This is a genomic window from Amycolatopsis decaplanina DSM 44594 (genome assembly GCF_000342005.1).
Taxonomy (GTDB): Bacteria; Actinomycetota; Actinomycetes; order Mycobacteriales; family Pseudonocardiaceae; genus Amycolatopsis; species Amycolatopsis decaplanina.
In genome coordinates this window covers 374,381-399,834 of record NZ_AOHO01000048.1, presented here as the reverse complement: position 1 = coordinate 399,834, position 25,454 = coordinate 374,381, and the positions used below count along the sequence as shown (strand labels likewise).

Here is a 25,454-nt window from a genome sequence, read left to right as displayed (position 1 = left end):
GCCAGCACCGGAAGAGGGGGTTCGGACGGATCATGGAGGCTGACGCCCTCGCCGTGCCCGGAGCCGGGAATTCCGGTCGTCCGACAGGCGCGCCGCTCGGAAACGAGCCGGTCGGCGATCTCGGCCTCGCGGGCGACCACGCCGCCGTCTGGTCGTACGACTTCGAAGGCGAGACCCTGTCCTGGCTGCCCGGACTGGAGAACCTGCTGGGCGGAGGCACCCTCACCGAAGCCGAGATCGAGTCCAAGCTCGCCGATCTGGTGGCCCCGCTGACCTCCGGCACCCGGACTTCCCCGCCTTGGCGCGAGTTCGAACTCGAGCAGTCGTTCCGGAACCCGGCGGGTGAGATCCGCTGGGTCCGCCTGCGTGCCCGCACCATCGGCGATGACAACGGCTCGTCGGGACTGCTCGGGATCGCCACCGACGTGACCGACGTCCGCGAGAACCGGCAAGCCCTCGAAGATCTCACTGACCGTTACCGGCTTTTGGTGGAACTCAGTCCCGACGCGGTCTGCGTTCACGAAGCCGGCGTTGTCACCTACGTCAACCGGGCGGCCGTCACCGCGCTCGGAGCGTCCTCGACCGCCGAACTGATCGGGCGGCCGATCATGGACTTCGTCGCCGACGAGTCTCTCCCGGCCCTGTTGGACAGGATCGCGTCACTCCACCGTCAGGGGGCGTCGACCGATCCCGCCGACACCGTCATGCTCCGTCTCGACGGCACGAAGTACCTGGTCCAGAGCATTTCGGTGCGCACCACGTGGGAAGGCAGGCCCGCGTTCCAGGTCATCATGCGCGACATCAGCGCGCAGAAGGCCGCCGAAGCGACACTGCGCTACCAGGCCGCGCTGATCAGCCACGTCAGTGACGCGATCATCGCGACCAGCCGCACCGGCGTGGTGACCAGCTGGAACCCCGCCGCCGAGAACGTCTACGGCTGGACGGCGGGCGAGGCGATCGGCGGCATGGTGAGCGACCTCGTCGGCGCCGCGCTCGACCCGGAAACGGTGCTGCGCAGGGGCGGCGTCATGCAGACGACCCACCGCCATCGCAACGGCTCGACACTGGCCATCCGCGTCTCGGCCGCGGAGATGAACGACGGTTTCGTCCTGGTCTGCGCCGACGAAACGGCCCGGCGGCGCGCCGAGCAGCACTACAGCACGGTGGTCGCGTCCCTCGACGAAGGCGTGATCGTGATCGGCCCCGGCGGGCTCATCGAATCGGCCAACCCCGCGGCGTGCCGGATCATCGGCGTCGACCACGACGACCTCATCGGCGTCCCGTGCGTGACGCTGGAGCTGTACGACGACCAGGGCCGCCTCCCGCCTGCCCGGATGCCGCCGGTGGTGACCCGGCGCACCGGGGTCACGCTGGCCGGTCTCGTGCTGCGGCTGCGGAGGCCCGACGGCGCCGACGTCTGGATCTCGCTGACCTCGCGGCTGCTGACCCCGGAAGACCCGTCGGCACTGGCGGTGGTCGCCTCGTTCACCGACATCACCGAACGCCGTGCCATCGGTGAGCGGCTCGCTCACGAGGCGACGCACGACCCGCTCACCGAACTCGCGAACCGGACGCTCGTGCTGGACAGTCTCGCCGAGGCGCTGTCCGGCGCGGGCCGCGCCGAGCTGACCACGCTGCTGTTCATCGATCTCGACAAGTTCAAGGTGATCAACGATTCCCTCGGGCATTCCGTCGGTGACAAGGTGCTCCGCATCGCGGGCGAACGGCTGCGCCGGGGGATCGGCGAGAACGATCTCGTCGGCAGGCTCGGGGGTGACGAATTCGTCGTCGTCACCGCGGAGATCACCGAACCGCACGAAATCAAGGCGCTGGCCGAACATCTGCGCGAAGCGCTGACCGAACCGATCACCGTCAACGGCAGGCAGCTGCACATCGACGCCAGCATCGGCATCGTCACCGCTGCCAACGATGACACCCGGACCGCCGAAGACCTGCTGCGTGACGCGGATGTCGCGATGTACCAGGCGAAAACACTCGGCCGTGCGCGCTACGAGTTCTTCGACGTCGAGCTGCGGGAGCGGATGCAGCGGCGGCTCCGCATGGAACAGGACCTGCGCGACGCCCTGCAGAACGAGGAACTCTGGGCGGCGTACCAGCCGGTCGTGGACATCGACTCCGGCGAGATGGTCGCCGTGGAGGCGTTGCTGCGCTGGAAACATCCGGCGCACGGCAGCGTCTCGCCCGCCGAGTTCATCCCGCTGGCCGAGGAAAGCGACCTGATCAACCTGATCGGCAAATACGTCCTGCGCACGACCACCCGCGAGATCGCCAGACGGCGCGAACAGCTCGGCATCGACCTGAATCTCAAGGTCAACCTGTCGGCCCGGCAGCTGGACGACCCGCATCTGGTGGCGGGGGTGCAGGACGCGCTGAAGACCACCGGGCTACCGCCGCACGCGCTGACCCTGGAAGTCACCGAGAGCGCGCTGATGCGGGACCAGGCCGCGGCCGCCGAAGTTCTGACGTCGTTGCGCGATCTCGGTGTTTCGCTGGCGATCGACGACTTCGGCACCGGCTACTCGTCGCTCGCGCAGCTGCAACGGCTCCCACTGGACACGCTCAAGATCGACCGCACGTTCGTCACCGGCATCGCGGAATCGCGCGACGCGGCCGCGATCGTCAAGAGCATCATCGCGATGGCGCACGCCGTCGACCTGATCGTCGTCGCCGAAGGCGTCGAAGACGAAGAGCAGCTCGCGGTCCTGCGTGAGCTGCGCTGTGACCAGGCGCAGGGCTTCCACCTGGGTCGCCCCGCGCCTCCCGACGAACTTTTCGGAGCCGTTGAATGAGTGTCGAGATCAAAGCCGGAGAAGACCGCTACGACATCGTCGTGGACGGGAAGCCGGCCGGGTTCCTGGAAACCCGCACCCGCCCGGACGCGATTCTGTTCCTGCACACCGAGATCTCGGACGACTTCGCGGGCCAGGGTCTGGCGGGCAAGCTCGTGACCGCGGCGCTCGACGATGTCCGGTCGCAGGGCAGGTCCGTCCTGCCCTACTGCCCGTACGTGCGCTCGTTCATCGCGAAGCACCGTGAGTACGAGGATCTCGTCCCGGCGGACAAGCGCGCGGAATTCGAACTCTGAGCCCTCAGCTCGGATATCTCGTCAGCAGTTTCGCGAGCTCGTCCTCGGTGAGGATGACGTCCAGCTCGCGCAAGGTCGCGTCGAGCCGCTCGGGCGGGATCGTGGTGGTCTCCTTGGTCCCGTCCGGGCGTTCGACGATGAACTCTTCGCCGACCAGTTTGCGGCTCAGCCCTTCCTCCAGCCGCATGATCACCAGCTGTCCGGTGAACGGCGACCGCGGATGTGTCGACGTGTAGTGGTGGTAGACCTCGTAGTCGATCCGGTGCATCGGCGTGAGCGTGAAGGCGTGCAGGTCGGTCCAGTCGTCGCCCTCCTGTTTCTGCAGGCGCCACCGGTCGCCGTCGGCGACGAGCCGGTGCGGCCAGCCCGCCTGATCCACCACGGCGCCGTCGACCAGCGGCATCGGCACCAGCATCCCGGCGCCGAAGCCGACGTCGACCAGGTGCTGGACGCCGTCAGCCTCGACCACGAGCGTCATATGCGTGTACGGCCCGTTCTTCTGCGGCTGCACCCGCGCGACCAGGCGGCGCACGGTGTAGCCGAGTTGTTCGGCGGCCGCGGCGAAGAGACTTCCGTGCTCGTAGCAGTAGCCACCGCGACGACGGCGGACGAGTTTGCCGATCACGTCTTCGAGCGCGATCCCCTTGTGCTGCTCCAAAACGACGTCGACGTTCTCGAACGGAACGGCCAGGATGTGCGCCTTCGCCAGCTCGCGCAGCGCGGCGGCGGAGGGCTTCGCGCGATCCTGGCCGATCCGGCCGAGGTACTCGTCGAGGTCGAGGGTGCCGACGGTCCATTCGTCGACCTGCTCAGGTGCGAGTGTCATGCCTTGAGCCTGACACCTCCACCTGACTCGAGGTCAAGATCAGCGTCCGGCCTCCTGGGTGATGGACCGCGCGGCCACCGTCCCGTCGTCGCCCGCCTGTCCCTGGACGGCGACCGTCGAGCCCGGCTTCAGGTCGGAGAGCTTGCCGGCCTGGGTCACGCTGATCGTCGTTTCGTCCGTTGTGGACACCGTGATTTCACCGCCCTGCGCGCTCTTGACGTAGACCTTGTTCCCCTCGACGCGGTCGATCGTGCCCGTGGTGCCGCGCCCCGCCGCGCCGCGGGGGCCGCCCGCCTGCCCTTGTCCGTTCGGTGCCGCGACCTGCCGGGCGGGCGCCGGGGAAGCGGCCGAGCCGAACGCGGCGTGCGTCCAGACGCCGAGGGCGAACACGGTCGCCAGCACGACCAGTCCGGCCAGCACCTGTGTGGTCCGGGTGAACGGCCGCGCGGCGCGGCGCATCTCGCCGTGGAGATCATCGGTCACCGCCGGACCGGCGACGATCTCCTCCGCGGTCTCTTCAGCAGACGACATCGAGACTCCTATTCGTGACGCAAGGCGTCGATCGGCCGCAGCTTCGCGGCCCGGTTCGCTGGAAAGACCCCGAAGAACAGCCCGATCAGGGCGGAAACGGCGAAAGCGAGGAAGATCGAGGACGGCACCACGACCGGCTGGATCCCGGAAATCGTGAACCGGCTGCCGATCAGCCCGATCGCGACGCCGAGCAGCCCGCCGAACAGGCTGAGCATGGTCGCCTCGGCGAGGAACTGACCGAGGATGGCCGAACGCGGCGCTCCGACCGCCTTGCGGATGCCGATCTCACGGATCCGCTCGGTCACGGTCACCAGCATGATGTTGGTGACGCCGATGCCGCCGACCAGCAGCGAGATCGCCGCGACGGCGGCGAGCAGCACGGTGAACGTCTCGGTGGCCGCTGTGCGGGTCGCGAGCAGCTGTTCGGAGTTCTGGATCTGGTAGTCGGCCGTGCCACCGTCACGGATCCCATGCCGCGCGTCGAGGATCGCGGTGATCTCGGCCTGGGCGAGGGAAACGGAATCCGCGCCCGTCGCCTGCACGGTGATCTGACTCAAACTTCCGTAGCCCGCCAAGGAGTTCTGTACCGCGGAGATCGGCGCGATCGCGATGTCGTCGGCGTTCTGCGGCCCGGTGCTCCCCTGGGCTTTCAGCACTCCGGCGACGGTGAACTGGATACCGTTCAGCAGCACGTTCCCGCCGACCGGCTCGGCCGTGCCGAAGATCGACTGCGCTGTCGTCGCGCCGAGGACGACGACCTTGCGCGCGGCCGTGACGTCCTCGGCGGTGAACAGCGCGCCGGCGGCGATCTCCTTGTTGGTCGTGGTGAAGTACGCGGGTTCGGTACCCACGACGCTGGGGATGTCGTACGACGTCTGGCCGCGGGTCGCGGTGGCCGTCGTGGTCACCACGGGCGAGGCCGCTTCGACGTCCGGCGCACCGATCGGGTCGACGAGCGCGTGCGCGTCCTGCACCGTGAGCGGACGCGCCGTCGCGCTCTGCCCTCCACCGCGCGCCGGGGAGACGTTGACGACGTTCGTGCCGAGGCCTTGGATGCTCGCCGCGATGGCGGCGGAAGCGCCGTTCCCCACCGCGACGAGCAGGATCACCGCCGCGACGCCGATGGTGATGCCGAGCGTCGTCAGCGCCGAACGCAGCTTGTTCGCGGTGAGACCGCGGACCGCGAACCGCAGGATCTCCAAGAGGTTCACGACGCCGCCCCCACGACGCGGGCCGGCTCGTCGGAGACGATCAACCCGTCGTCGACGCGGATCACCCGGCGGGCGTGCGCGGCCACCTCGTCCTCGTGCGTGATCACCACGATGGTGCGGCCGAGCCTGTTCAGCCGGTCGAAGACGCCGAGGACATCCGCGGTGCTACGCCGGTCGAGGTTGCCGGTGGGCTCGTCGGCCAGCAGCATCGCGGGCCCGGTGACCAGTGCTCGCGCCACGGCCACGCGCTGGATCTGCCCTCCGGACAGCTCACTCGGCAAGTGCTTCGCGCGATCGGACAGGCCGACCATCTCCAGCGCGGCGAGCGCGCGTCGCCGTCGCACGGACCGGCGGAGTCCACTGTAGACCAAAGGAAGCTCTACATTGGACACCGCGGAGGCACGGGGAACCAGGTTGAAGGACTGGAACACGAAGCCGATCTTGCGGTTGCGCAGCAACGCCAGCTGCCGCTCGGTGAGTTCGCCGACGCCGAATCCGTCGAGCAGGTACTCGCCCGAGGTCGGCACGTCCAGGCAGCCCAGCATGTTCAGCAGCGTCGATTTGCCCGAACCGGACGCGCCCATGATCGCGACGTACTCGCCGGGCAGGACGGTGAGGTCGACCCCGCGCAACGCGTGCACGGCGGTTTCCCCGTGCCCATAGGTCTTGCGCAGCCCGGAGACCGCGATCACCGGGTTCATCCCCGACCACCGAATCCGCCTCCGGTGCCGCGCTGACCACCGCCGGGGAATCCACCGGCCCCGCCGCCGGGAAGGCCGCCGGTGCCGCCCGTCCGTCCGGCGCCCGCGGTGCCGGCGGTGGCCGTCGCGGTCAGCACGACGTTCTCCCCCTCGCTCAACCCCGAGGTGATCTGCACCGTGGACTCACCCCGGATCCCGACCTGCACCTGGCGCTGGACGTTCTGGCCATTCTCCTGGACGGTGACGATGTTCGAGCCGCCGGCGGTCCGCACCGCGGCGGCGGGCACGCTCAACGCGTCCCGAGCCTCGGCCACGGTGACCACGACACTCGCCGATTGGCCGGGCCGCAGGCCTTCCGGCGGATCGGTCAGCGCCAGCTTCGTCCGGTAGGAGACGACGCTGCCACTGGTCGTCGGTGTCAGGTCGACGCTGGAGACGGTCGCTTGGACCGGTTTGTCCGGCGACGAGTTGAGCGTCACCGTCGCTTTCTGTCCCCCCTTGACCTTGCTGACGTCGATTTCGGCGATCGAGGTGTCGACGACCAGGTCGGCCAGGTTCGTGATGGTGATGAACCCGCCGCCACTGGACGAAGACGACGTCGCGGCGCTGGAATTCCCCTGGTTTCCGTTCGGCGCGGACGATTGGGAGCTTGACGACGTATTGCTGGAGGACCGCTGCCCGACGGTGCCGTCGATCGCCGTGACCGTCCCCGCGCCGGGCGCGTGGAGCGTGGTGTCGTCGAGCGCGGTCTGCGCGTTCTGGACGTCGAGCTCGGCCTGGTCCAGCTTGGCCTGCGCCGAAGCGACACTGTTCTGAGCGCTGTTCTGCCCGGTGCTGGGGGTGTTCTCCGCCGTCTCGGCGGCGTCCAGGTTGTCCTGCGCGACCGAGAGGTTCGCCTTCGCGACCTGAAGCTCCTTCGCGGCCTGAGCGCTTTCGATGGTCGCGAGCTTCTGACCCGCCGACACGACGTCGCCGACCTTCACGTCGATCGACGCGACCTTGCCGGCCGTGGCGAAGTTCGCTGTGCCGGTGTAGCCGCTGGCGAGCGTCCCCGCGGCGGAGACGGTCTCGGTGACCGTGGCCCGGCGCACCGGCGTACTGCGCGTCTGCGCCTCCGCCGCGTTCTTTCCGGGGCTGAATGCCTGATATATCCCGAAACCTGCTCCGGCCAGCAGCACGATCAGGACACCGTTGATCACCCAGGCCTTGAAGGAACGAGCTCGCGTCATGCGGTGACCCTGCTGCCGCCGCTTGGCAAGAGACTGTTGATGGGCTGTGTGTCAGCTGTGTATCCGTGAACGAGCGTCTTCGCGGCGACAAGCTTGATGATCACATGGTGATGGGCGGAGCGTCCTTCGCTTCCTCCATGAGCTCGTCGAAATCCTCGCCGGACACTTCGGCCACGATGCTCATGAGAGTTCCGAACATCGCGGTCCCGAAGATCGCGAAGGCGAGAAAGCCCAGAACCACTTGTAGCAGCCCCGATGTGACGGCCGCACCCCAGCCGACCAGGAAACTCGCGCCGACCACTCCGGCGAGAACCAGCACCCTCAGCATGCTCGAAGACCTGACTCCACTGCGAAGCACCGTCGCCAGCGCACATAGCAGCAGGATGATCACCCCTCCGACGGCGACATAGGCCAGAGGCGGGTGGTCCGACGACCACCAACGCTGCCACACACCGAACGCGAAAATGAACGGAGCCAGAACAGCGCCGGACACGACATTGGCGATCACATTGGCGACGACGTTGATCGTCACGTCTCGCAGCAGCTGCCGGGAATGTCTTTTTCTTCTTAATGTGAGGGGAATCATGGCGCACAGCCTAATGACGTCACCCCTTGCCGAAAGTGCGTCGAGGTTCGCGAATCGGCACGCCGGAAAACCCGCCGGTCGGCAGCGGACCGACCGAAGACCGACCCCAGGCATGAAAAAACCGCCTCGACATGCATCGAGGCGGTTCGTTGAGCGGTGGCCAGGGCCGGGGTCGAACCGGCGACCTTCCGCTTTTCAGGTCTCGGGTAGTGCGTTCACCAGGGTTCAGGTGACGAGTCTGCACAGGGCAGCAAGGTAGTACGTCCTCAGATGAACCTACTTGGACCCCTGCGAATGGACACCTTTCTGGGCACCTTGTGACACCTCCAGGTTTGACAAACCTTCGCTGTCACTTCCCGACTCCGCGTCATGCCCAAGCTGCGGTCGTGGCGTGGAAGTGGTCGCGGATGGCGCCTGAGGCGGTGGCGGCGGTTACGGGGAGTCCGTCGAGTTTCCCGTAGTCGTCATAGTCGGCGAGTGTGGGCGCGATGACGACCGTCAGTGTGTCGGGGTGGATCGCGAGGAGTCCGCGGTCGAAGAGCCTGTGGATGTCGACGCGCAGGAGCAGGCCATCCTCATGGGACTCGTGCTCAGCGAATTTCCGCAGGTGGGCGGCTTCGAGTACTTCCTCGGGGCAGGGGCCGGTGATCGCGCATCGAACACCGTGTTCGGCGAGCAGGTTCGCCTTGAACCTGTCCTGCCCGATCCGGACCCGCGACTTGCCCTCGCGATGCCCGCCTTTGGGCGTGTCCCGTTTCTTCCCCGCCGGCAGGTGGGGCGGGGGCGGAACCGAACGTCCCTGGAGCAGCGCCAGTAACGCGTCCCCTTCCAGCGGGCGAATGGCGTTCTGCGGAGCTTGATCCAACAGGTGTGCCTGCAACTCGTCCCAGGTGATCGCGCCGGCGAGGCTACGCCAACCACGGCCGTAGCTCGCGACGAACTGCGTAACGTCTTTGGTGGCGGTGCCGGGCTCGTCGAACTCCGCCTGGCAGGTAGGTCGACGGCATCGGTACTTCGGAAGCTGGCGTTTACGCTCGTCGAACCGGGTCCCACCGCAGGTGGGGCAGACCTTCTGGGGCTTGGGCACCCCGGCCTGAGCGTCGATCCGCTCGACCCTGCTCACTCCGAGGACCTGGTCCGCGTCTCGGATGACGATCAAGTCGCCGACCGCGACGCGACGCGAGTTCGACACCTGGTTGTCGTAGACGTACTGCTCCCCCAGCACGTCCGGATAGCCACCGTTACCGCCGTACTTACGTGCCCCTCCCGCCGAGAAGAGCGACCACGCCCGCTCCACTTCCGGCCCTGCCGCCTCCGCAGGCTCTACCGGCGAAATCTCGACATCGCCGTTGACACGGGCTCGGATCGTGGCGGCCTCGGCCATCATCGCCTCAGGGTCCCGCTCGAACTCAACCAACACAGTGGTGTCGAGATGCCCACCCCTGGTAGGCACTCCGGTGTACTCCCGAAGACGGGTCTGGAGGTCATAGAGCTTGCGCTGAACACTCGCCGGCGACCGATACGTCGTCCCGTACTGGCCCGGCGTACGGATGCCCATCGACCGCAGCACACGCGACAGCTCCACAGCCCGCGGATCCCCAGCCCTCAACGCCTTCCGATCGTTCTCGAACAGAGCAGCACAAGCCAACACCAACTCTTCCCGCTTCCACGGAGGCGACGTGACCTTCTGGACCAAGAACCCCAACCTCCCGAGACGCTTCTTCACCGCCAACTCATCAGCGACCTCGTCCGACGCCAGCGGCTCACCACCAGGCAAGAACCCGGGCGCGGCTGCGGCGATCGCGGGAGCGCTGTACCGACGGCGACCCGCGACAATCACCGAGTCATGTACGCGACTGAGCCCGTAACGCTCACAAAACGCCTGCAATCCCAGATCATCGAACTCCCGCATCGCCTCGCGGACCGACTCCTCGGTCAAGCTCTCAAGCCCCATCAAACGAGACTAGCCAACCCCACCGACAAGGCCGGCCACCCAAGGCGGTTGCCAAGGCCCGAAGCGGGTCATCTGTTTACAGAAGAATCCTCAGGAGTGCTGCCTTCAGGACCGGGTTCACCCACTGCGGCACGCCTAGCCCTCAGGACCTACTCAGCGCTAGCCTTCACGGTGCAAGATAGCCAACAGAGAGGCAGCATCACGTGTCCGACGACGCCATCGACCTCGACTCTCCACTTGACTATGACTCCGGCGAGTCCGAAGACGACGTAATAGGGCGGGTCGGAGCACAACGCGCAAATGTGACCGCCACAGACTGGACGATCGAGACGATCGTTACCCAAATGCGCAAGGGGCGCCTCGACCTCTCTCCGGCGTTTCAGCGACGTGCTGCATGGACGCCTGCCCTCAAGAGCAAATTCATCGAGTCAACAATCCTCGCTTATCCGATCCCGCAGATTGTTCTAGCCGAAAAACAGGACAAGCCAGGACATTTCATCGTAATCGACGGAAAGCAACGACTCCTTGCGATTCGGCAATTCTACGCGGGCCTCCCTGAATTCTCAGATGGCGGATTCTCTCCCTTTCGACTTTCCACGATCACTTCAATCACCTCAATAAAGAACTTCACTATTAGCCGCCTAAAAGAAGAGCGACCAGACCTGTTTGACGCCTTCGAAACCCATACAATTCGCACGGTAACAGTGCGCAACTGGGAGCACGAAGAATTCCTATACAGCCTGTTCTTGCGGCTGAACACAGGAAGCGTCCCACTTTCACCACAAGAACTCCGACAGGCGCTCGTTCCTGGGCCATTTGTCGAGTATATTGACGAATCATCCGGCGACAGCTTAGGACTAAGGAAGCTACTCAACAACACAGGTCCCGACCGGCGGATGGTTGATGCCGAGATTTTAACGCGACTTATCGGCCTTTATGGTGGCGGTCCCAAATACAACGGCAATCTCAAAGAATTCCTCGATCAGGTCTGTGTATATTTCAATAGGACCTGGGGGCGACACGAGATCGCCATCGGAAACTTCCTTGACGAGATGGAGAAGGCAATCGAGGCCGCGTATGTGATTTTCGACGGCTACGCCTGCAGGAAGTGGTCCGAGACCAAGTTCGAGCGAGCCTTCAACCGCGCACTCTTCGACGTCCAAGTAGGTTGCCTCATCGGCGGTGATAACGTTCGAGAAGCCGGAATTCGAAACAAAGTCAAGCTCGTGAAAGCCTTCAAAGAACTATCTAGCGACAACGCTGAGTTTCTCCGATCAGTCACGTCTACCACAAAGACTGTCGCCGCGTTCAACACTCGATACGAGGCATGGAATTCTATTTTCCGCGAGACCACCGGAATAGAGCCGGCCTGGCCTAGCGGCCTCCCTCGCCTTTCCGCAATCGAAGCACAATCGTGAGGGCGCGGCGTGCGAATCGAACGCCTAAAAGCTGCAATAGTACAGGTAGCGGAGTCGCTACTCCCCGACGTGCCGCTTGATCAGCAGCTATCCCCTTCTGAGCAGATACAAGTGCACGCCTTTGTAGTCATCTCCCATAGCGCAATAGAAGAGTACATTGAACAACTGCTCACCGACTCATTAGATGAAGCACTGAACAAAGGACTAGCACCGGGTGGCCCCCTGCCCCTGATCGCATTACCGCTAGCGGTGCACCATTCCGCCGAGATCATAGGGCAATCTTCAGGGAAAGGTGCATTTATCACCGCAAGGTCGGTCCACCAAAAGCTGCTAGGCTTGTATACCTCGAAGGTTGTAAAGCCAAATAATGGCATTAAGAGAAAGGACATTGAAAAGCTGTGCAAGCCCCTCGGGATCGATGTCGCGGGCTTTGATGGCGATCTCGAAGTAGCGGTGACAGCCCTAGACACGCTTGGCGCCAAGCGAGGCACACTGGCACACACCCTTAGCGTGGCCGCAAGAGAAGTAATCAGGCCCGAACAAGCAAGAGAATGGGTCAACGACTCTATCGATGGCATCGAGGCTCTCACGCAACATATCGAGGAATCTGTAGCCCGGACCGTACACCAAACCGAAGATACGTTAAAAGCGGGAGAGGTCGAGAACTAACCAACCTAGTCGCCGAAGTTTTTGCTAATTGCAGCGCCAAGTTAACGTATCCGATCGAGGGATCCCGCAGACAATTACCAAAGCGGCACCCATAATCCTATCGATAACCCGGCGCTTTCGGCAGCAGATGTCGAGATTTGTTCTTATGCCGTCAAATGTTCCGCGTTGCGGCGTTCGGCGGAACCTGCCCAGAAAGGTAGGTCTTTACCTGATCCATAGCAACGACATAGCACAACACGTTGGTACCTGGGACGGTTCGCGCGCTGTGCGGACTAATGATGACACCAGAACAGCTCCAGAGGGGATGGCTCTCGGGCAGGGGCTCCGGCTCAGTGACGTCGAGCGCCGCCCGAAGCCGGCCCGCTTGCAGCTCCGCCACAAGAGCATCGGTATCGACGATCTTGCCGCGCCCAGCGTTGACCAGGAGCGCACGGTCTTCCATAGCCGCAAGAAAGTCTTTGTCGACTAGGTTGAGGGTGGCCTCATTGAGCGGGGCGGTGATCACGACGACCTGGTGCCCGCCGATGAGCGCTGGCAGTTCTGCGGCCCCATGGATTCCATCACGTGCCGCACTGGCAACCAGCGTCGAACTTGCGCCGAAGGCGCCCAGGAGCCGCGCAGTCGCGAGCCCGATACTGCCCGCACCAACGATCAGAACTCGCTTGCCCCGAAGCGTGTCGGCATCGAATCGACGGTGCGCCCACGTGTGCTCGTCCTGGTACCGGACAAGTGCTGGCCACTGCCGGAGTTGGGCCAGCACAGCGGAAAGGATCCACTCTGAGACAGGCCCTGCGTGCGCACCGCGCGCACCTGCCAGAAGCACACCTTCCGGCACCTCATTGACCCACTCGTCAGTCCCGGCCGCCGTGATCTGAACCATCCTCAAGTACGGCATCTGCTCCATCAGCGCCATGGGACGGTTCGTACCTCGGTACGGCGGAACGAAGACGTTCGCTTTCCTCTGCGCCTCGTCTAGCTGCTTGGCGGTTGGGTCATAGCCCACCACCTCGACGCCATCGATCTGACCAAACAGCCCATGAGCGACGAGGTCATCAGTTTAACCCCGCCCAGCCGCCATCAAGAGCGCCGATGGCGTCGCTACGCGATGAGCTTCGCTCACTCTTGACAGCACCAGGACGGGGCTAAGGCTGGCAGGGGCGAGGGAAAGGCAGCGGAATGCCCACCGGCCAAGCCAGCTTCGCAGCCCGACCCACCTCAGACAGCCGCACGGGAAGCTCGGAGCGGCAGGGTAGCGGCACGTCAGGAAGCCCGCCGGCTCACCTGATCAGACCAGCGGACAGGATGGGCCGCCGTGCAACCCACGTGCAACAAGCGGCGGCCAAAGAGGGTCAACCAAGGTCAACAGTGGACAGGCTCAAGATCGACCCTAAACATGAAAAAACCGCCTCGACATGCATCGAGGCGGTTCGTTGAGCGGTGGCCAGGGCCGGGGTCGAACCGGCGACCTTCCGCTTTTCAGGCGGACGCTCGTACCAACTGAGCTACCTGGCCGGGAACGCCGGCAAGGAGCCGAACGATCTTGCGACCCTGACGGGACTCGAACCCGCGACCTTCGCCGTGACAGGGCGACGCGCTAACCAACTGCGCCACAGGGCCTTGCATACTGCTTTGTAACTGTACCGCGTACTCCCAACGGGATTCGAACCCGCGTTGCCGCCTTGAAAGGGCGGAGTCCTAGGCCGCTGGACGATGGGAGCCCGGTTCGGTTTCGGCGAACCGACCGACCCGCGCTCTCCGGTGTCCCCGGGAGCGAACATAACTATAGGACACCCCTGTTTCCGCCCCCGCACAGGGGGTCCCTTAGTTGTTCACAGGGCTGGGACCTGCGAGAACGCGGTGAGTTCAGGATATCAGGGCCGACGCGTCCCGCAGGGCTCCGAGACGCCATCGAAGCTCTTCTCTCTCATCGTCCGTAAGAGTGACGGCGAGGAGTTCGGCCACGCGCTGATCGGTCAGGTGCCCGGCGTGCCGCCACCGCCCCCGCAGATCGTCCTTCGCCTCCGCCGTGGAACTCCCGGAAACCATGAGCGCGAACGCCAGCCGCTCGACGTCGTCTTCCGGACGTTCGCCGGAGAGTCTGGGGCGACGACACCCGAAAGATCGACGCGCGCTCAGTTCGCCGATGACCATGAGCAGGAACGAACCGCGGAGGCCGCGTCGACGGGCGGCAGCGCGAACTCGAAGATCCAAGACGGGAAGATGCCGAACAGCTCCGCGACCACCTTCGGCGGCGGGTCGCCCAGCGTCTGCATCGCGCCCCGGATCTATCGCGCCACCGTGATCGCCGCTTCGTCGACCATGTCGCCACACCTTCCCGCCAGTTGATTGCCGCACAACTGGTGGACGGGCGCCGGGCACAAACGAAAGCCCGGCCGCGCGGCACGCCCCCGCACGACCGGACCTCTTGAACGAACGCAGCGTGAACGAACTCAGCGCTGAACGGGCGCCTGCCCGTCCTCATCCAGCGTCAACCCCAGCATGTCCAGCAACTGGACACAGTCATCGACACCCAGCGCCCCGTTGGCCACCGCCAGCCGGGCGCGCCGCACCTGATCGTCGGACACCCGCTGGGCGTCCCCCTGACCCGTGCGCTGCGCCGGCAGACCACCCGCCAACGTTGTTGAGCTTCCCCCATCGGCACCTTCGTACCGAAGGAGGAACTGTCGAACTTCCACAGACCCACCCATGGTTCCTCCAGACGGCCAACGAACAGCTTGGCCGCGAGGCTAGCCAGAGCCGGCCGCGGCACACAGCCCCCCGGAGAGTGAACCTGTCGCCACGCTCCGCACAACGCAGAGCAATCACGCGCACGCCGCACCACATGAACCACAGGCGAACCACAGGTGGCGCCCTGACCTGAATTCTGCCCTCGCCCACTCGCCCTTCTCAGCAAACCGTGCAACAATCGATTAGCTGACACACCCCCGGTCAGCGCCTGTGGAGATCCCCTCCGACCCCCGCGTTCCTCCCCCTGGCGCGGGGGTCGCTCCGTTGTTTGGGGGCCCACCCCCCAAGCCCCCAGGGGTCGTGGGGCGGCGGTTGCCAGCCCCCGGAATCGGCTAGGTCGCGTGCCACATCTCAAGTGTCGTGAACGGTTCTCGTTCGTGCCGATGATCGCGTTTAGTGATCACCGGTGATGTCCACCCTGTGAGTGCTGGGCCAAATGGGACAGAAAAGTGAGTGTGTCGTGGCTCACTGTGGTTGGTTTGCCGAGACCGAACCGTTATCGTGGCCCGGTGCCCCTTCCTTCCCTCAGCCGTCGTAGCGGCAGCCGCACGAACTTGAAGCCGGTCAACCCCGGTCGTCACCGCAACTCCTCTTCCAAGGAGGCCGAAGCGGTCGTCGAAGACACGGAGCTCACCAGCTACCTTCGTGCCCTCGCCCCGGAAAACGACCCGGAAAGCACCGGCACCGGCAAGCGCTTCGGCGAAGCACAGGTCTTCCAGTTGCGGATGAACCTCATCGCCTGCGAACAGCTCAAGGACGCCGCCGCCGAGCGCAACCTGTCGCCGCAGGCGCTGGCGCAGGAATGGATCCTCGAGCGCCTCTCGTGGGAATCGCAGGCCAACTCGGCCCAGCAGCGCCGCCACGAGGAAGCCCACACGGACGAATTCCGCTTCGACGCCGACGCGTGGGAGCAGCCCGTCCCCCGCTGACCCCCGTCGCCCCGGAACGGAACAGCACGACTGAACAAGCTTTCAAAGGCATAGAAAAGCCCCCGGTGAGATCGCCGGGGGCTTTTCTGTTCAGTCTGAGCAACGCCTGAAGGGCGGACTCAGATCGCGCGGACCTTCTGGGCCTGCGGGCCCTTCTGGCCCTGACCGACCTCGAACTCCACTCGCTGGTTCTCCTCGAGCGTGCGGAAACCGCGACCCTCGATCTCCGAGTAGTGAACGAAGACGTCGCCCTCGCCGCCATCCTGCGCGATGAAGCCGAAGCCCTTCTCCGCGTTGAACCACTTCACAGTGCCTTGCGCCACCGCTTTACTCCTCGTTGCACATCCGCTTCGAGTGCCTCCGAAGCGACACCCAGACCGTCCCGGGCGGTTCCAACGAGTCGAGCGAAGAGCGCGTCACCGGCTCATGGCTCGCGTCAGAAGTTCCGCGAGTGTGAAGCCACGAACACGCAAAACGACGGCCTGATGGCAGCGTACCGGGATCTGGCCATATTTGAAGCCCGTGATCGGACTCTGGGCACCCCCAAGTACCAAGGTCACCGGAACGTCGTAGACCGATCCGACTTCTGTCGTACCCCCTCGTTACCCTGTCGCCCGCACGCCGACCTCCGGTCATCGCCGGACACGGACCGAAGTCGGTCATGCCCCGATCGTGAACTATGATCCACCCGATTGTGACTCGCATCACTCTCGATGGGATCAACTTACGAGGCGGTCCGGACGTCATGGTCGGTGTACAGGGGAGCAAAGGGGAAGCTTTGAGGTTCACGGAAACCGCGCGCCGCCGGGCGGCGATCGCGGCACTGGGGTTGGTGGCCGTTCTGACGCTGGGGGCGTGCAGCAGCGAGCCGACCGTGTCGGCCAGCGGGCCGGACGGCGGCGGGCCGGTGAGCAGCGACACCGGCGGGAAGGCGCCCGCGCCCGCCAAGCTGACGTACGAGCCCGCCGCGGGCGCGCAGGACGTCGCGCCGGGGCAGCCCATCAAGGTCAGCGTCGCCGACGGCACGCTCGACCAGGTCGTGCTGACCAATCCGGACGGCAAGCAGGTCGCGGGCCAGCCGTCCGAGGACAAGAAGAGCTGGTCCACCACCGAACAGCTCGGCTACGGCAAGGCGTACACGTGGTCCGGCAAGGCCACCGGAACCGACGGCAAGACCGTCGAGATCGGCGGCGCCTTCACCACGGTCAAACCGCGCAAGCAGGTGGGCGCGAACATCAACGTCTTCGACGGGCAGACCTACGGCGTCGCCATGCCGATCACGCTGACGTTCCCGAGCAAGGTCACCGACAAGGCCTCGGTCGAGAAGGCGCTGTCGGTCGAGACCACGCCGAAGACCGAGGGGTCCTGGGCCTGGGTCCACGACGACACTTCGGTGCACTGGCGGCCGAAGGCCTACTGGCAGCCCGGCACCACGGTGAAGTTCAACGCCAAGATCTACGGCGTCAAGATCGGCGAAGGCGTGTACGGCAAGGAAGACCGCTCGGCGAGCTTCACGATCGGCCGCTCGCAGATCGTCAAGGGCAACACCCAGACCCACCGGCTCCTGGTGATCCGTGACGGTCAGCAGATCGCGGACTACCCGGCCAGCTACGGCCTCGACGCCGACCCGGGCCGTGTCACGCCGAGCGGCACGCACGTCGTGATGTCCAAGCACGACACGTACTCGATGACCAACGAGCGCTACAACTACGAGAACATCGTCGTCCCGTCCGCGGTGCGGTTCTCGACCAACGGCGAGTTCATCCACGGCTACGCGCCGTCGATCTGGGCGCAGGGCAAGAAGAACATCTCGCACGGCTGCGTGAACCTGGCGCCGGCGAACGCCAAGGCGTACATGGACGGCGCCCTGGTCGGGGACCCCGTCGAGATCGAGGGCAGCACCCAGAAGATCAACCGGGCGCGTGACTACAGCGACTGGACCTACTCGTGGGAGGAGTGGTCCAAGCTTTCCGCTCTCGCGAGCTGAAGTACTTCCATGGAACCGGGCGGCCGGAGACCCCTGCGGTCTCCGGCCGTTCGTGTTGGTCGCCGTGTGCTGACTGGAACCTTCCGCGGGGCGCGGCGCCACCTCCGTCGGGCGCGGAGCGTCCTTGGGAAGACAGCGTCATGAGACTTCCGAAAACTCGGTGCAACCCCGAAGTGAGCGGGACGCATGTCTAACGACGTAAGGCGCCGCGGCCAATGAGCGGCGCCCGGATCGAGGAGACACTCTTGCGTACTCGTATCGCTCTTTCCCTCGGCGCGCTGCTGCTGGCGGGCGGCGCCGCCTTCGCGACCACGTCGCTGGCGTCGGCCGATCAGAGCGCGCCGTCGTCGACGGTCACTCCGGCGCCCCAGCCGCCGACCAAGGCGCCCACCACCACGCGACCGGCGGAACCGCCCCGCGCCACCACCGCCCCGCCGCGGGACGTCCCGAAGACCCCGTCTGTCGCCGCGCCGGGCGAGCACCGCGTGCCCAAGGCCGTTCCCGCTGGGCCGACCGGGGATCTGCACCTTCCCGCCATCGTCGAAGGAGCCGGTAACTAGGTGACGCCGAGCCGCTCGTCGAAGACCGGGACGGGCTCGCCGTGGGACGGCGAGTTCGCCCGGTACTTCGACGAGCGCGCGCACAGCCTGCGTGCCACCGCGTACCTCCTGTGCGGGGACTGGCACCAGGCCGAGGACATCACCCAGGCCGCGCTGCTGAAGCTGTACCTGGCTTGGCCGAGGCTCTCCCGGCACGACGCGCTCGACGGCTACGCGCGCAAGATCGTGCTGCGGACGTTCCTCTCCGAGCATCGGCGCGTCTGGCGCAAACGGGAGAAGCTCACGGACGCCCTTCCCGACGTCCCCGGCGAAACGAATGGCACGGAGCAGGAGATGCTGGTCAGGCACGCCCTGTCCGGCATCGCCCCGAAGCAGCGCGCTGTGCTGGTGTTGCGCTATTTCGAGGATCTCAGTGTCGAAGAGACGGCCGCGGCGCTGGGCTGCAGCACCGGGAACGTGAAGAGCCAGAGCGCGCGGGGTCTGGCGACCCTGCGCAAACGACTCGGCCCGCATTTCAATGAATTGGCCTTGAGCGGAGCGCATGACGATGGGAGGTGAGGAGATGGACGAGGACATCAAAGGCGTGCTTTCGCACGGGGCGAGCGGTCCCCCGCTGGGCATCCGGGCGGCGGACATCATCGAGCGGGGTGGCCGGATCCGGCGACGACGCAAACGGCTGGCCGTGGCGGGGAGTTCGCTGGCGACGGCCGCCGTGATCGTGTTCGGTGCGATCGCCGTCGGTGGTCGCGGCGGGGAGGGAACCGCGCCGGTCCAACCCGCGGGGCCGGGCCTTTCGACCATCGCCCCGACACCGGTCTCGCCCGCGCCGTCCGAGTCGACCCCGCAGCCGGAGGTCACCCCCGGGAAGCCGCCCCCACCCTCTTCGGCCCCGAAGACCGACCAGCCGCGTTCGACGCCCAGGACCCTCCAGCCTGGCCGTACGACGACCGCCGTTCCGCCGCGCGCGCCCACCCCGACGAAGCAGCCGAGCGAGCCGCCGACGGCGGTCACGACCCGCTGACCTGCCGCCCGGAACGTCCGATTCCCGAAGTGTTACCCAAAGTAATCGGAAATTCTCCGACATCGGCCTCACCTGGTGGATCATCACCGTTTCGGGGGAACGGTGCTCGCGCGATCGATGCAAAGCGCAGAGTCCGGACGTTTGAACACCTACGGTCGAGGGAACAAACCCTCGACGATGGGTAAGCAAACGGGTGGGTCGGGAGGTCAAACCCATGGCCGAAGAGGCGCTGAGCGCGTCACATCAGGAAAAAGGGGAACCGGCGGAGGCCCCACCTGAGCAGATCAGAAAGGCCGTCGCCGGAGCGGCGATGGGTAACTGCATCGAGTGGTACGACTTCGGTGTTTTCGGCTTCATGCCCGCCATCCTGGGTCAGGTCTTCTTCAACGCTTCAAGCACTTCCGAAGGCGCGTTGGCGACTTTCGCGGTCTTGGCGATCACGTTCATCGTGCGGCCGTTCGGCAGCTTCGTGTTCGGTCCGCTGGGGGACAAGATCGGGCGCCAGAAGGTCCTCGCGCTGACGATCATCCTGATGTCCGGGTCGACGTTCGTCATCGGCCTGTTGCCGTCCTACGCGACGATCGGCCCGGCCGCGGCGGTCCTGCTGATCCTGTTGCGCACCATCCAAGGTTTCTCGGCGGGCGGTGAGTACGGCGGCGCGGCGACGTTCATCGCGGAGTACGCGCCCGCCCGGCGCCGGGGTTTCTGGGGCAGCTGGCTGGAGTTCGGCACGCTCGTCGGCTTCGCGATGGGTGCCGGCTTCGTCACGATCTTCACCGTCGTCCTCGGCGACGAGGCGATGCGCGAATGGGGCTGGCGCCTGCCGTTCCTGATCGCGGGCCCGCTCGGCATCGTCGGTCTCTACCTGCGGAACAAGCTGGAGGACACTCCGCTGTTCCAGGAGATCGAGAAGAAGGACCAGGTCGAGAAGTCGCCGCTGAAGGCGCTGCTCAAGAAGCATTGGACGTCGATCCTGCACCTGATCGGCATCGTGGTGATGCTGAACGTCGCCGACTACATCGTCATCACGTACCTGGAGACCTATCTCAAGGACGTGGTCGGGTTCAGCGGGCACGCGCCGTTGCTGATCATCCTGGCGACCATCGCGCTGATGCTGGTCCTGATCGTGCCGATCGGCATGCTGTCCGACCGCATCGGGCGAAAACCCATCCTGATCGCGAGTTGCGCGAGTTTCCTGGTGCTCCCGATCCCGGCGTTCTCGCTGATGGGTGCGGCCGCGGACGACCAGAACGGCTGGCAGCTCACCCTCGGCGTGCTGATGATCGCGGTGCCGCTGGTGCTGATCCTGGCCGTCCTGGCGGCGACACTGCCGGCGATGTTCCCGACGCAGGAGCGCTACGGCGGTTTCTCCATCGGGTACAGCGTTTCGACCGCGGCGTTCGGCGGCACGGCGTCGTACATCATCGGCAGCCTGGTGAACGCCACCGGCGACAACCTGTGGCCCGCGTACTACCTGATGGGCGCGGCGGCGATCGCGGCCATCCCGATCCTGCTGCTGCCCGAAACGGCCGGGGTGTCGCTGCGCGGCATCGTGAATTCGCGGATCGCGCGGCGCCGGAAACCGGAAACGGCCACTCCCGGCAGTACCTCGGAGCTACCGGCGAGTTAACGTCTTTCCATGAGCCGTATCTCGCAGCCGTGGCCGCCGGTCGAAGTAGAACCGGCGACCGTCCACCCGGAAGCCCCGAAGCAGGGCAGCCACCTCGGCATCCACTTCGGTGAGTGTTTCGGATGCGGCGACGAGATCGAGGCCGGGCTCCACCTGCATTCGACGGTGGGCGAAGGGACGACGGTGTACTCCAAGTTCACCGTCACCTCCGCCCATCAGGGTGCGCCCGGTCTCGCCCATGGCGGACTGCTGGCTTGTGCCTTCGACGAGGCGCTCGGCGCGACCGTCGGCAACCTGCTGCGCCGCCCCGCCGTCACCGGGAAACTGGAGACGGACTTCCTCCGGCCGGTCCCGGTCGGCTCGACCCTGTACATCGCCACGAAACTGGACGGCATCGCCGGCCGGAAGATCTACGTGAGCGCCGACGGACGGCTGGACGCCGAAGACGGCCCTGTCGCGGTGCGCGCGCGGGCGTTGTTCGTGCGGGTCGAGTTCGAGCACTTCAGCACCCACGGGGATCCCGAGGCACTGCAGAAGCTCGCCGCCGCGCACGAGAAGGCCAAGCGCGAACGCGAGTGGGACATCAACCCCTGAGCATTTCGTCATCTGAATGCGGTGGTTCGTAAGCCGAACTGCCGCATTCAGATGACGAAATGCGTTTCTAAGTGAGAGTGCGGGGCCGGATCGCGTTCGCCTTGTCGACGAGTTCGACACGCTGGTCGACCGAACCGGCCAACCGGGCCAACGTCCGGTAGCAGCGCTCGAGCCCGAACCGCAGATCTCGTTCGTCCAGGGCGCAACCCAGTACCTTCGCGCCCGGTGTCGGCTGGTTCTGCGAGTTGAGCCAGCTGTACGCCGCTTCGAGCACCTCCGCCGACAAACGCGTGCGGCGTTCGGCGTCGAGCTGCAGGCGCTCCAGCCGGGTCGAGGCGTCGACGAGATCCCGCTCGGACACCATCACCGGATCCTTGCCGCCACCGTTGATCCTGGTCTTGATCTTGATCGCGGCGACCTGCGCGGCGACGTAGTGCGACGACGACGCCGGGACGGCCTCCAGTACCTCGATCGCGCTCGCCCTGGCGCCCTGCGCGAGGTACACGCGAGCGAGCCCGAAGGCGGCGCTGACGTACGACCGATCCGTTCGCCACACCAGCTCGTAGTAGCGCGCGGCACCGAAGTAGTCTCCGACGCCCTCCGCGCTGACGGCCAAAGCCAGCTTCGGCGCGATCTCGCCGGGAAGGTCGTCGTACACCGCTTCGAACGCGACGTGCGCGACGCGGGACCGTCCGCCCGCGAGCTCGATCAGGCCGCGATACCAGTCGATCCGCCAGTCGTGCGGGAAACCGGCCTTGATCGCGAGGTACTGCGCGGCCTGCAACTGCCGCTGTGCCTCGACCAGTTCACCGAGCTCGATCCGGGCGCGGACGATGCGCAACCGGACTTCGATCGACTCGCGCGGCGCCCCGGCCAGCGACTCGATCGCGCCCCCGGGATCGAGCGCGACCGTCGACGCGAGCACGCCCGCCGCCGGGTCGTCCGTGTCGACCTGCGGGATCGGCAGTCCCGAGACCACTTCGTTCGGATCCGGCAGCGGCACGCTTCCGCCGTGCTCCGGAACGACCATGTCGACGCCGAACGTGCGGGTCTCCGGGCCGAAGACGGTCGACGCGCCAGGGCGCGGTTTCCCGGTGCCCAGCGCCATGATCTCGCGAAGCACACCGGTCAGCTGGTCGGCCATCTCCTCGGCCGCGATGAACCGGCGGTCCGGGTCGGTGTGCGTCGCGCGCTTCAGGAAGCGGTAGTACGAACCGAAGAGCGCGAACAACGGGACGACGTCCGGGCCGGGCAAGGTCGTCTTGTACTTGCTGGTGTAACCGGAGAATTCGAAGCTGAGAACGGCGAGCGTGCGGCCGACCGTGTACAGGTCCGACGCCACCGAAGCGCCGTGCGTCGCCAGCTCGGGCGCGCTGTAGCCGGTGGTGAAGAACAGCGGGCTCTCGTAGTCGTCGATGCGGCGGACCGCGCCGAGGTCGATCAGCTTGAGCTGTTCATGCGTCTGGATGACGTTGTCGGGCTTGAGGTCGCAGTACAGCAGGTTCTGGCCGTGCAGGTAGCCCATGGCGGGCAGGATCTCGAGCCCGTAGGCGATCACCTGGCCGATCGGCAGCGGTTCCGGGCGCTTCGTCTCGCGGTGGTGCGCGAGCGCGAGCTGGCGCAGCGACTGGCCGCCGACGTACTCCATGACGATGTAGCCGACCGAGTTGCCGGTGTCGCCGTCCGGGTGCTGCACGAAGTTGTGGATCTTGACGATGTTGGGGTGTTCGACCTCGGCGAGGAACCGCTGCTCGTTGGCGGCGGCCGCCATCGCGGTGGCGTCGCCGGTGTCGATCAGGCCCTTGAGCACCACCCAGCGGTCGCTGACGTTGTGGTCTTGCGCGAGGTAGATCCAGCCGAGGCCGCCGTACGCGAGCGCGCCGAGCACCTCGTACTGGCCGCCGACGATCTCGTTCGGCCGCAGCTTCGGGACGAAGGAGAAGGGGTTCCCGCACTTCTCACAGTTGCCCTCGGGCGAGCCGGGCTTGCCGTCCTTGCCGCGGCCGACCTTGGCACTGCAACTGCCGCAGAAGCGTTTCTCCTCCGACACCATCGGGTTCTCGAGGACGGCGGACGCCGGGTCGCGGTACGGCACCTGCGGGACGTCGACGAGTCCGGCGCCGAGGCGGCCGCGGCGTGACGTGCGGGACGACGTCCGGCGGGCGGTGCCGGGGAACGAACCCGTTCCGGTGCCGGTGCCCCGGCTGCCCGATCCGGTCCCGGTGCCGGTGCCGCGGCTTTCGCTGGACCGTTCGGGGAGGACGCTTTCCGTGCCCGGATCCGGCAGTGGCCCGGGTCCGCTGTCGACGCGCGGCGTCGGCGGCATGATGCTCTGCGTCTCCGGCGTCGGCGAGGAGAGCACGCTGGTCGGCTGCGGCGCGTCGGCGGGTGCCTGCCATTCGGGGCGAACGACCTGGGTCTGCGGGCTCACCGGGGCCATGTCACCCGGCGGACGTGTCGGGTCCTCGGCTCCGGGGATCGACCGCTGCTGACCGCGCGGTGGAGTCTGCGGACGCTGGACGGGCGCGTGATAGACCGTGCGCTCGGCATCCTTCTCCGGCCTTGGCTCCTGCTTGGGCGCTTGCTTGGGCTCTTGCTTGGGCTGCGGAGGCTCGCCGAGGTCGAGCCTGCCGGAAATGGACGGTTCGGGCGTTTCCCAGCGGACCGGCGCCGGCGGTGTCCAGGAGGCGGACTCCGCCTCACGGTCCGGCGTGGCGTCGTCCGGCGCTGCGTGCCGAGGACGGCGCGGCTCTTCCGACACTGGTACCTCCCGAAATCCCCGCGACAGCGTCGAGCTAAGTCTAGGCCTGGGAGCGCAGCTCCTCCGTTGAGGGCGGTGGCGGGGGCATGGATGGACTAGACGTGAGCGGGCAGGTCGTGCCCGCGCCGGGTCGAACCCGCTACGGTGCGGGAGAGAACCGATTCAGCAGGTGATGAGGGGGAGGACCGGTGCCTGCGTCATTTTCGATGTCGATGGCCCAGCTCGACGTCGTACTCGAAGAACTCGGGCTCGGCAGATTCGTGCTGCCCTTCGAAATCCCGACCGTCGGAACCACCATCACCGAACGCGAGCGGCACTGCGAAGAGATCTGGGCGGAACTGGCCGATCGAGGCTTCGCCCGCGGCCGCGAACTCCTGCGCGACCACGAACAGACTCTCCGGCTCTGGGCCACCGGGGATTTCGTCGTCACAATGGAGGCGCACGAAGTCGAGCAGGACGCCGAATACCTCTATCGAGGTGCGTGGAACAGCCGCGTGGGAGTCGTCAGCCAGCAACGCGGATTCGACATCCTCTTCGAGCCGGTCTATCCCGAACAGGTGGTCGCGACCCTGCTCGGTTATCTGCCGTCGCTGCAACCGTTCCCCGGACGGGTGACGACGTCCAGCACACTCCCCCCGTCCAAACGACCGGACGACCCGTTCGACGAGGACCCGGACAACCTTCGCCTGGGCGCGGCCGGCCGCTTCTTCGAACACCCGCTCGCGCGGCTGGGCACGATCAGCGTCACCCTGCGCGACGATCGGGGCAAACCGCAGCAGAAGAGCGTCCAGTGGTTCGACAGCGTCCAGGGCCGCTTCATGCTCACCACCGACCGCTTCCCCGACGGCGAAGTCCGCCGCACGTTCACCCCGACGAGCGGCTCCCACCTGGCACGATGGGTCCACGACCTGGTCGAAGCCGCCCGCGTCGGTAGCGCGTGATCCTCGCCGGAAGGCGGCCTTCGAGGCCGTTTCCGCTGATATCGTGATCTGA

24 protein-coding genes and 3 tRNA genes are annotated in these 25,454 nt (G+C 66.1%); 13 read left to right on the top strand and 14 right to left on the bottom strand.

The genetic code is table 11. The annotated features are described in order from the left end of the window. Positions 1–32: 32 nt before the first annotated feature. Together H074_RS14515 and H074_RS14510 are read left to right on the top strand one after the other, a co-directional pair. Positions 33–2,810: a sensor domain-containing protein gene (locus tag H074_RS14515; RefSeq protein WP_007030800.1), complete on the top strand. Its 2,778-nt coding sequence runs from the start codon at positions 33–35 to the stop codon at positions 2,808–2,810. Beyond that, positions 2,807–3,106, top strand: a complete 300-nt coding sequence (locus H074_RS14510) for a GNAT family N-acetyltransferase (protein ID WP_007030799.1) — start codon at positions 2,807–2,809, stop codon at positions 3,104–3,106. Before H074_RS14515 ends, H074_RS14510 begins: the two co-directional genes overlap by 4 nt. Before the next feature lie 4 nt (positions 3,107–3,110). On the opposite strand, the gene H074_RS14505 is transcribed toward H074_RS14510, so the two are convergent. The 7 genes from H074_RS14505 to H074_RS14475 form a co-directional block, all read right to left on the bottom strand. Continuing rightward, positions 3,111–3,932: an arylamine N-acetyltransferase family protein gene (locus H074_RS14505; RefSeq protein WP_007030798.1), complete on the bottom strand. Its 822-nt coding sequence runs from the start codon at positions 3,930–3,932 to the stop codon at positions 3,111–3,113. A gap of 39 nt (positions 3,933–3,971) precedes the next feature. Then, positions 3,972–4,463: a DUF5666 domain-containing protein gene (locus H074_RS14500; protein ID WP_007030797.1), complete on the bottom strand. Its 492-nt coding sequence runs from the start codon at positions 4,461–4,463 to the stop codon at positions 3,972–3,974. A gap of 8 nt (positions 4,464–4,471) precedes the next feature. After that, positions 4,472–5,674 (bottom strand): ABC transporter permease, encoded by a 1,203-nt coding sequence (locus H074_RS14495; RefSeq protein ID WP_007030796.1) that lies wholly within the window; start codon positions 5,672–5,674, stop codon positions 4,472–4,474. After that, on the bottom strand, positions 5,671–6,375 hold the full coding sequence (locus H074_RS14490) for an ABC transporter ATP-binding protein (protein WP_007030795.1): 705 nt from the start codon (positions 6,373–6,375) through the stop codon (positions 5,671–5,673). Before H074_RS14490 ends, H074_RS14495 begins: the two co-directional genes overlap by 4 nt. Next, a complete protein-coding gene (locus H074_RS14485) occupies positions 6,372–7,604 on the bottom strand; it encodes an efflux RND transporter periplasmic adaptor subunit (protein ID WP_007030794.1) in 1,233 nt (410 codons plus the stop codon). Before H074_RS14485 ends, H074_RS14490 begins: the two co-directional genes overlap by 4 nt. Positions 7,605–7,704: 100 nt before the next feature. Then, positions 7,705–8,136, bottom strand: a complete 432-nt coding sequence (locus H074_RS14480) for a hypothetical protein (RefSeq protein WP_007030793.1) — start codon at positions 8,134–8,136, stop codon at positions 7,705–7,707. 421 nt (positions 8,137–8,557) lie between these two features. Then, positions 8,558–10,144: an HNH endonuclease signature motif containing protein gene (locus H074_RS14475; protein WP_039922392.1), complete on the bottom strand. Its 1,587-nt coding sequence runs from the start codon at positions 10,142–10,144 to the stop codon at positions 8,558–8,560. 203 nt (positions 10,145–10,347) lie between these two features. On the opposite strand from H074_RS14475, the gene H074_RS39265 reads away from it, so the two are divergent. After that, entirely contained in the window at positions 10,348–11,562 is a 1,215-nt protein-coding gene (locus tag H074_RS39265; RefSeq protein ID WP_007030791.1) for a DUF262 domain-containing protein, read from the top strand. Positions 11,563–11,571: 9 nt separating this feature from the next. Continuing rightward, positions 11,572–12,231 carry a HEPN domain-containing protein gene (locus tag H074_RS40250; RefSeq protein WP_152521418.1) on the top strand — a complete coding sequence of 220 codons (660 nt, stop codon included), beginning with the start codon at positions 11,572–11,574 and terminating at the stop codon, positions 12,229–12,231. A gap of 151 nt (positions 12,232–12,382) precedes the next feature. Here the strand turns inward: H074_RS40250 and H074_RS14470 are convergent, their stop codons facing one another. The 4 genes from H074_RS14470 to H074_RS14455 all read right to left on the bottom strand — a co-directional run bounded on the left by H074_RS14470 (position 12,383) and on the right by H074_RS14455 (position 13,949). Then, a complete protein-coding gene (locus H074_RS14470) occupies positions 12,383–13,144 on the bottom strand; it encodes an NAD(P)-dependent oxidoreductase (RefSeq protein WP_007030790.1) in 762 nt (253 codons plus the stop codon). A 525-nt stretch (positions 13,145–13,669) separates the two neighbouring features. Further along, positions 13,670–13,743: transfer RNA gene (locus H074_RS14465), tRNA-Phe, on the bottom strand. 31 nt (positions 13,744–13,774) lie between these two features. Next, positions 13,775–13,848: transfer RNA gene (locus H074_RS14460), tRNA-Asp, on the bottom strand. Positions 13,849–13,876: 28 nt separating this feature from the next. Further along, positions 13,877–13,949, bottom strand: a tRNA-Glu gene (locus H074_RS14455). Between the two features lie 139 nt (positions 13,950–14,088). On the opposite strand from H074_RS14455, the gene H074_RS40740 reads away from it, so the two are divergent. Then, the gene (locus H074_RS40740; protein WP_007030789.1) at positions 14,089–14,577 is read left to right on the top strand and encodes a hypothetical protein; all 489 of its coding nucleotides are present in this window, start codon (positions 14,089–14,091) and stop codon (positions 14,575–14,577) included. Between the two features lie 104 nt (positions 14,578–14,681). Here the strand turns inward: H074_RS40740 and H074_RS14445 are convergent, their stop codons facing one another. Continuing rightward, on the bottom strand, positions 14,682–14,939 hold the full coding sequence (locus tag H074_RS14445) for a hypothetical protein (protein ID WP_020633070.1): 258 nt from the start codon (positions 14,937–14,939) through the stop codon (positions 14,682–14,684). A 549-nt stretch (positions 14,940–15,488) separates the two neighbouring features. On the opposite strand from H074_RS14445, the gene H074_RS14440 reads away from it, so the two are divergent. Further along, on the top strand, positions 15,489–15,908 hold the full coding sequence (locus H074_RS14440; protein ID WP_039922388.1) for a hypothetical protein: 420 nt from the start codon (positions 15,489–15,491) through the stop codon (positions 15,906–15,908). 119 nt (positions 15,909–16,027) lie between these two features. On the opposite strand, the gene H074_RS14435 is transcribed toward H074_RS14440, so the two are convergent. Beyond that, positions 16,028–16,231: a cold-shock protein gene (locus H074_RS14435; RefSeq protein ID WP_003097368.1), complete on the bottom strand. Its 204-nt coding sequence runs from the start codon at positions 16,229–16,231 to the stop codon at positions 16,028–16,030. A 422-nt stretch (positions 16,232–16,653) separates the two neighbouring features. Between H074_RS14435 and H074_RS14430 the strand changes: the two genes are divergently transcribed. The 6 genes from H074_RS14430 to H074_RS14405 all read left to right on the top strand — a co-directional run bounded on the left by H074_RS14430 (position 16,654) and on the right by H074_RS14405 (position 21,700). After that, positions 16,654–17,895, top strand: a complete 1,242-nt coding sequence (locus tag H074_RS14430) for a L,D-transpeptidase (RefSeq protein WP_007030786.1) — start codon at positions 16,654–16,656, stop codon at positions 17,893–17,895. 245 nt (positions 17,896–18,140) lie between these two features. Further along, on the top strand, positions 18,141–18,455 hold the full coding sequence (locus H074_RS14425) for a hypothetical protein (RefSeq protein WP_476692301.1): 315 nt from the start codon (positions 18,141–18,143) through the stop codon (positions 18,453–18,455). Then, complete coding sequence (locus H074_RS14420; protein ID WP_007030784.1) at positions 18,456–19,013, top strand: SigE family RNA polymerase sigma factor; 558 nt, start codon at positions 18,456–18,458, stop codon at positions 19,011–19,013. A 4-nt stretch (positions 19,014–19,017) separates the two neighbouring features. Next, positions 19,018–19,476, top strand: coding sequence for a hypothetical protein (locus H074_RS14415; RefSeq protein WP_235096759.1), 459 nt, complete (start codon positions 19,018–19,020; stop codon positions 19,474–19,476). 214 nt (positions 19,477–19,690) lie between these two features. Beyond that, entirely contained in the window at positions 19,691–21,106 is a 1,416-nt protein-coding gene (locus H074_RS14410) for an MFS transporter (RefSeq protein ID WP_007030782.1), read from the top strand. Positions 21,107–21,115: 9 nt separating this feature from the next. Then, positions 21,116–21,700, top strand: a complete 585-nt coding sequence (locus tag H074_RS14405) for a PaaI family thioesterase (RefSeq protein WP_007030781.1) — start codon at positions 21,116–21,118, stop codon at positions 21,698–21,700. A gap of 67 nt (positions 21,701–21,767) precedes the next feature. Here the strand turns inward: H074_RS14405 and H074_RS14400 are convergent, their stop codons facing one another. Beyond that, positions 21,768–24,461 (bottom strand): tetratricopeptide repeat protein, encoded by a 2,694-nt coding sequence (locus H074_RS14400; protein ID WP_007030780.1) that lies wholly within the window; start codon positions 24,459–24,461, stop codon positions 21,768–21,770. A gap of 188 nt (positions 24,462–24,649) precedes the next feature. On the opposite strand from H074_RS14400, the gene H074_RS14395 reads away from it, so the two are divergent. Continuing rightward, positions 24,650–25,402, top strand: a complete 753-nt coding sequence (locus H074_RS14395; protein WP_235096758.1) for an ESX secretion-associated protein EspG — start codon at positions 24,650–24,652, stop codon at positions 25,400–25,402. Positions 25,403–25,454: the final 52 nt, after the last annotated feature.

Excerpts from the sequence above, each read along its gene's own strand:
- H074_RS14515 (WP_007030800.1), top strand. The coding sequence starts at position 33 with ATGGAGGCTGACGCCCTCGCCGTGCCCGGAGCCGGGAATTCCGGTCGT.
- H074_RS14510 (WP_007030799.1), top strand. The coding sequence starts at position 2,807 with ATGAGTGTCGAGATCAAAGCCGGAGAAGACCGCTACGACATCGTCGTG.
- H074_RS14505 (WP_007030798.1), bottom strand. The coding sequence starts at position 3,932 with ATGACACTCGCACCTGAGCAGGTCGACGAATGGACCGTCGGCACCCTC.
- H074_RS14500 (WP_007030797.1), bottom strand. The coding sequence starts at position 4,463 with ATGTCGTCTGCTGAAGAGACCGCGGAGGAGATCGTCGCCGGTCCGGCG.
- H074_RS14490 (WP_007030795.1), bottom strand. The coding sequence starts at position 6,375 with ATGAACCCGGTGATCGCGGTCTCCGGGCTGCGCAAGACCTATGGGCAC.
- H074_RS14485 (WP_007030794.1), bottom strand. The coding sequence starts at position 7,604 with ATGACGCGAGCTCGTTCCTTCAAGGCCTGGGTGATCAACGGTGTCCTG.
- H074_RS14475 (WP_039922392.1), bottom strand. The coding sequence starts at position 10,144 with ATGGGGCTTGAGAGCTTGACCGAGGAGTCGGTCCGCGAGGCGATGCGG.
- H074_RS14470 (WP_007030790.1), bottom strand. The coding sequence starts at position 13,144 with ATGGCGCTGATGGAGCAGATGCCGTACTTGAGGATGGTTCAGATCACG.
- H074_RS14445 (WP_020633070.1), bottom strand. The coding sequence starts at position 14,939 with ATGGGTGGGTCTGTGGAAGTTCGACAGTTCCTCCTTCGGTACGAAGGT.
- H074_RS14430 (WP_007030786.1), top strand. The coding sequence starts at position 16,654 with ATGGTCGGTGTACAGGGGAGCAAAGGGGAAGCTTTGAGGTTCACGGAA.
- H074_RS14415 (WP_235096759.1), top strand. The coding sequence starts at position 19,018 with ATGGACGAGGACATCAAAGGCGTGCTTTCGCACGGGGCGAGCGGTCCC.
- H074_RS14410 (WP_007030782.1), top strand. The coding sequence starts at position 19,691 with ATGGCCGAAGAGGCGCTGAGCGCGTCACATCAGGAAAAAGGGGAACCG.
- H074_RS14405 (WP_007030781.1), top strand. The coding sequence starts at position 21,116 with ATGAGCCGTATCTCGCAGCCGTGGCCGCCGGTCGAAGTAGAACCGGCG.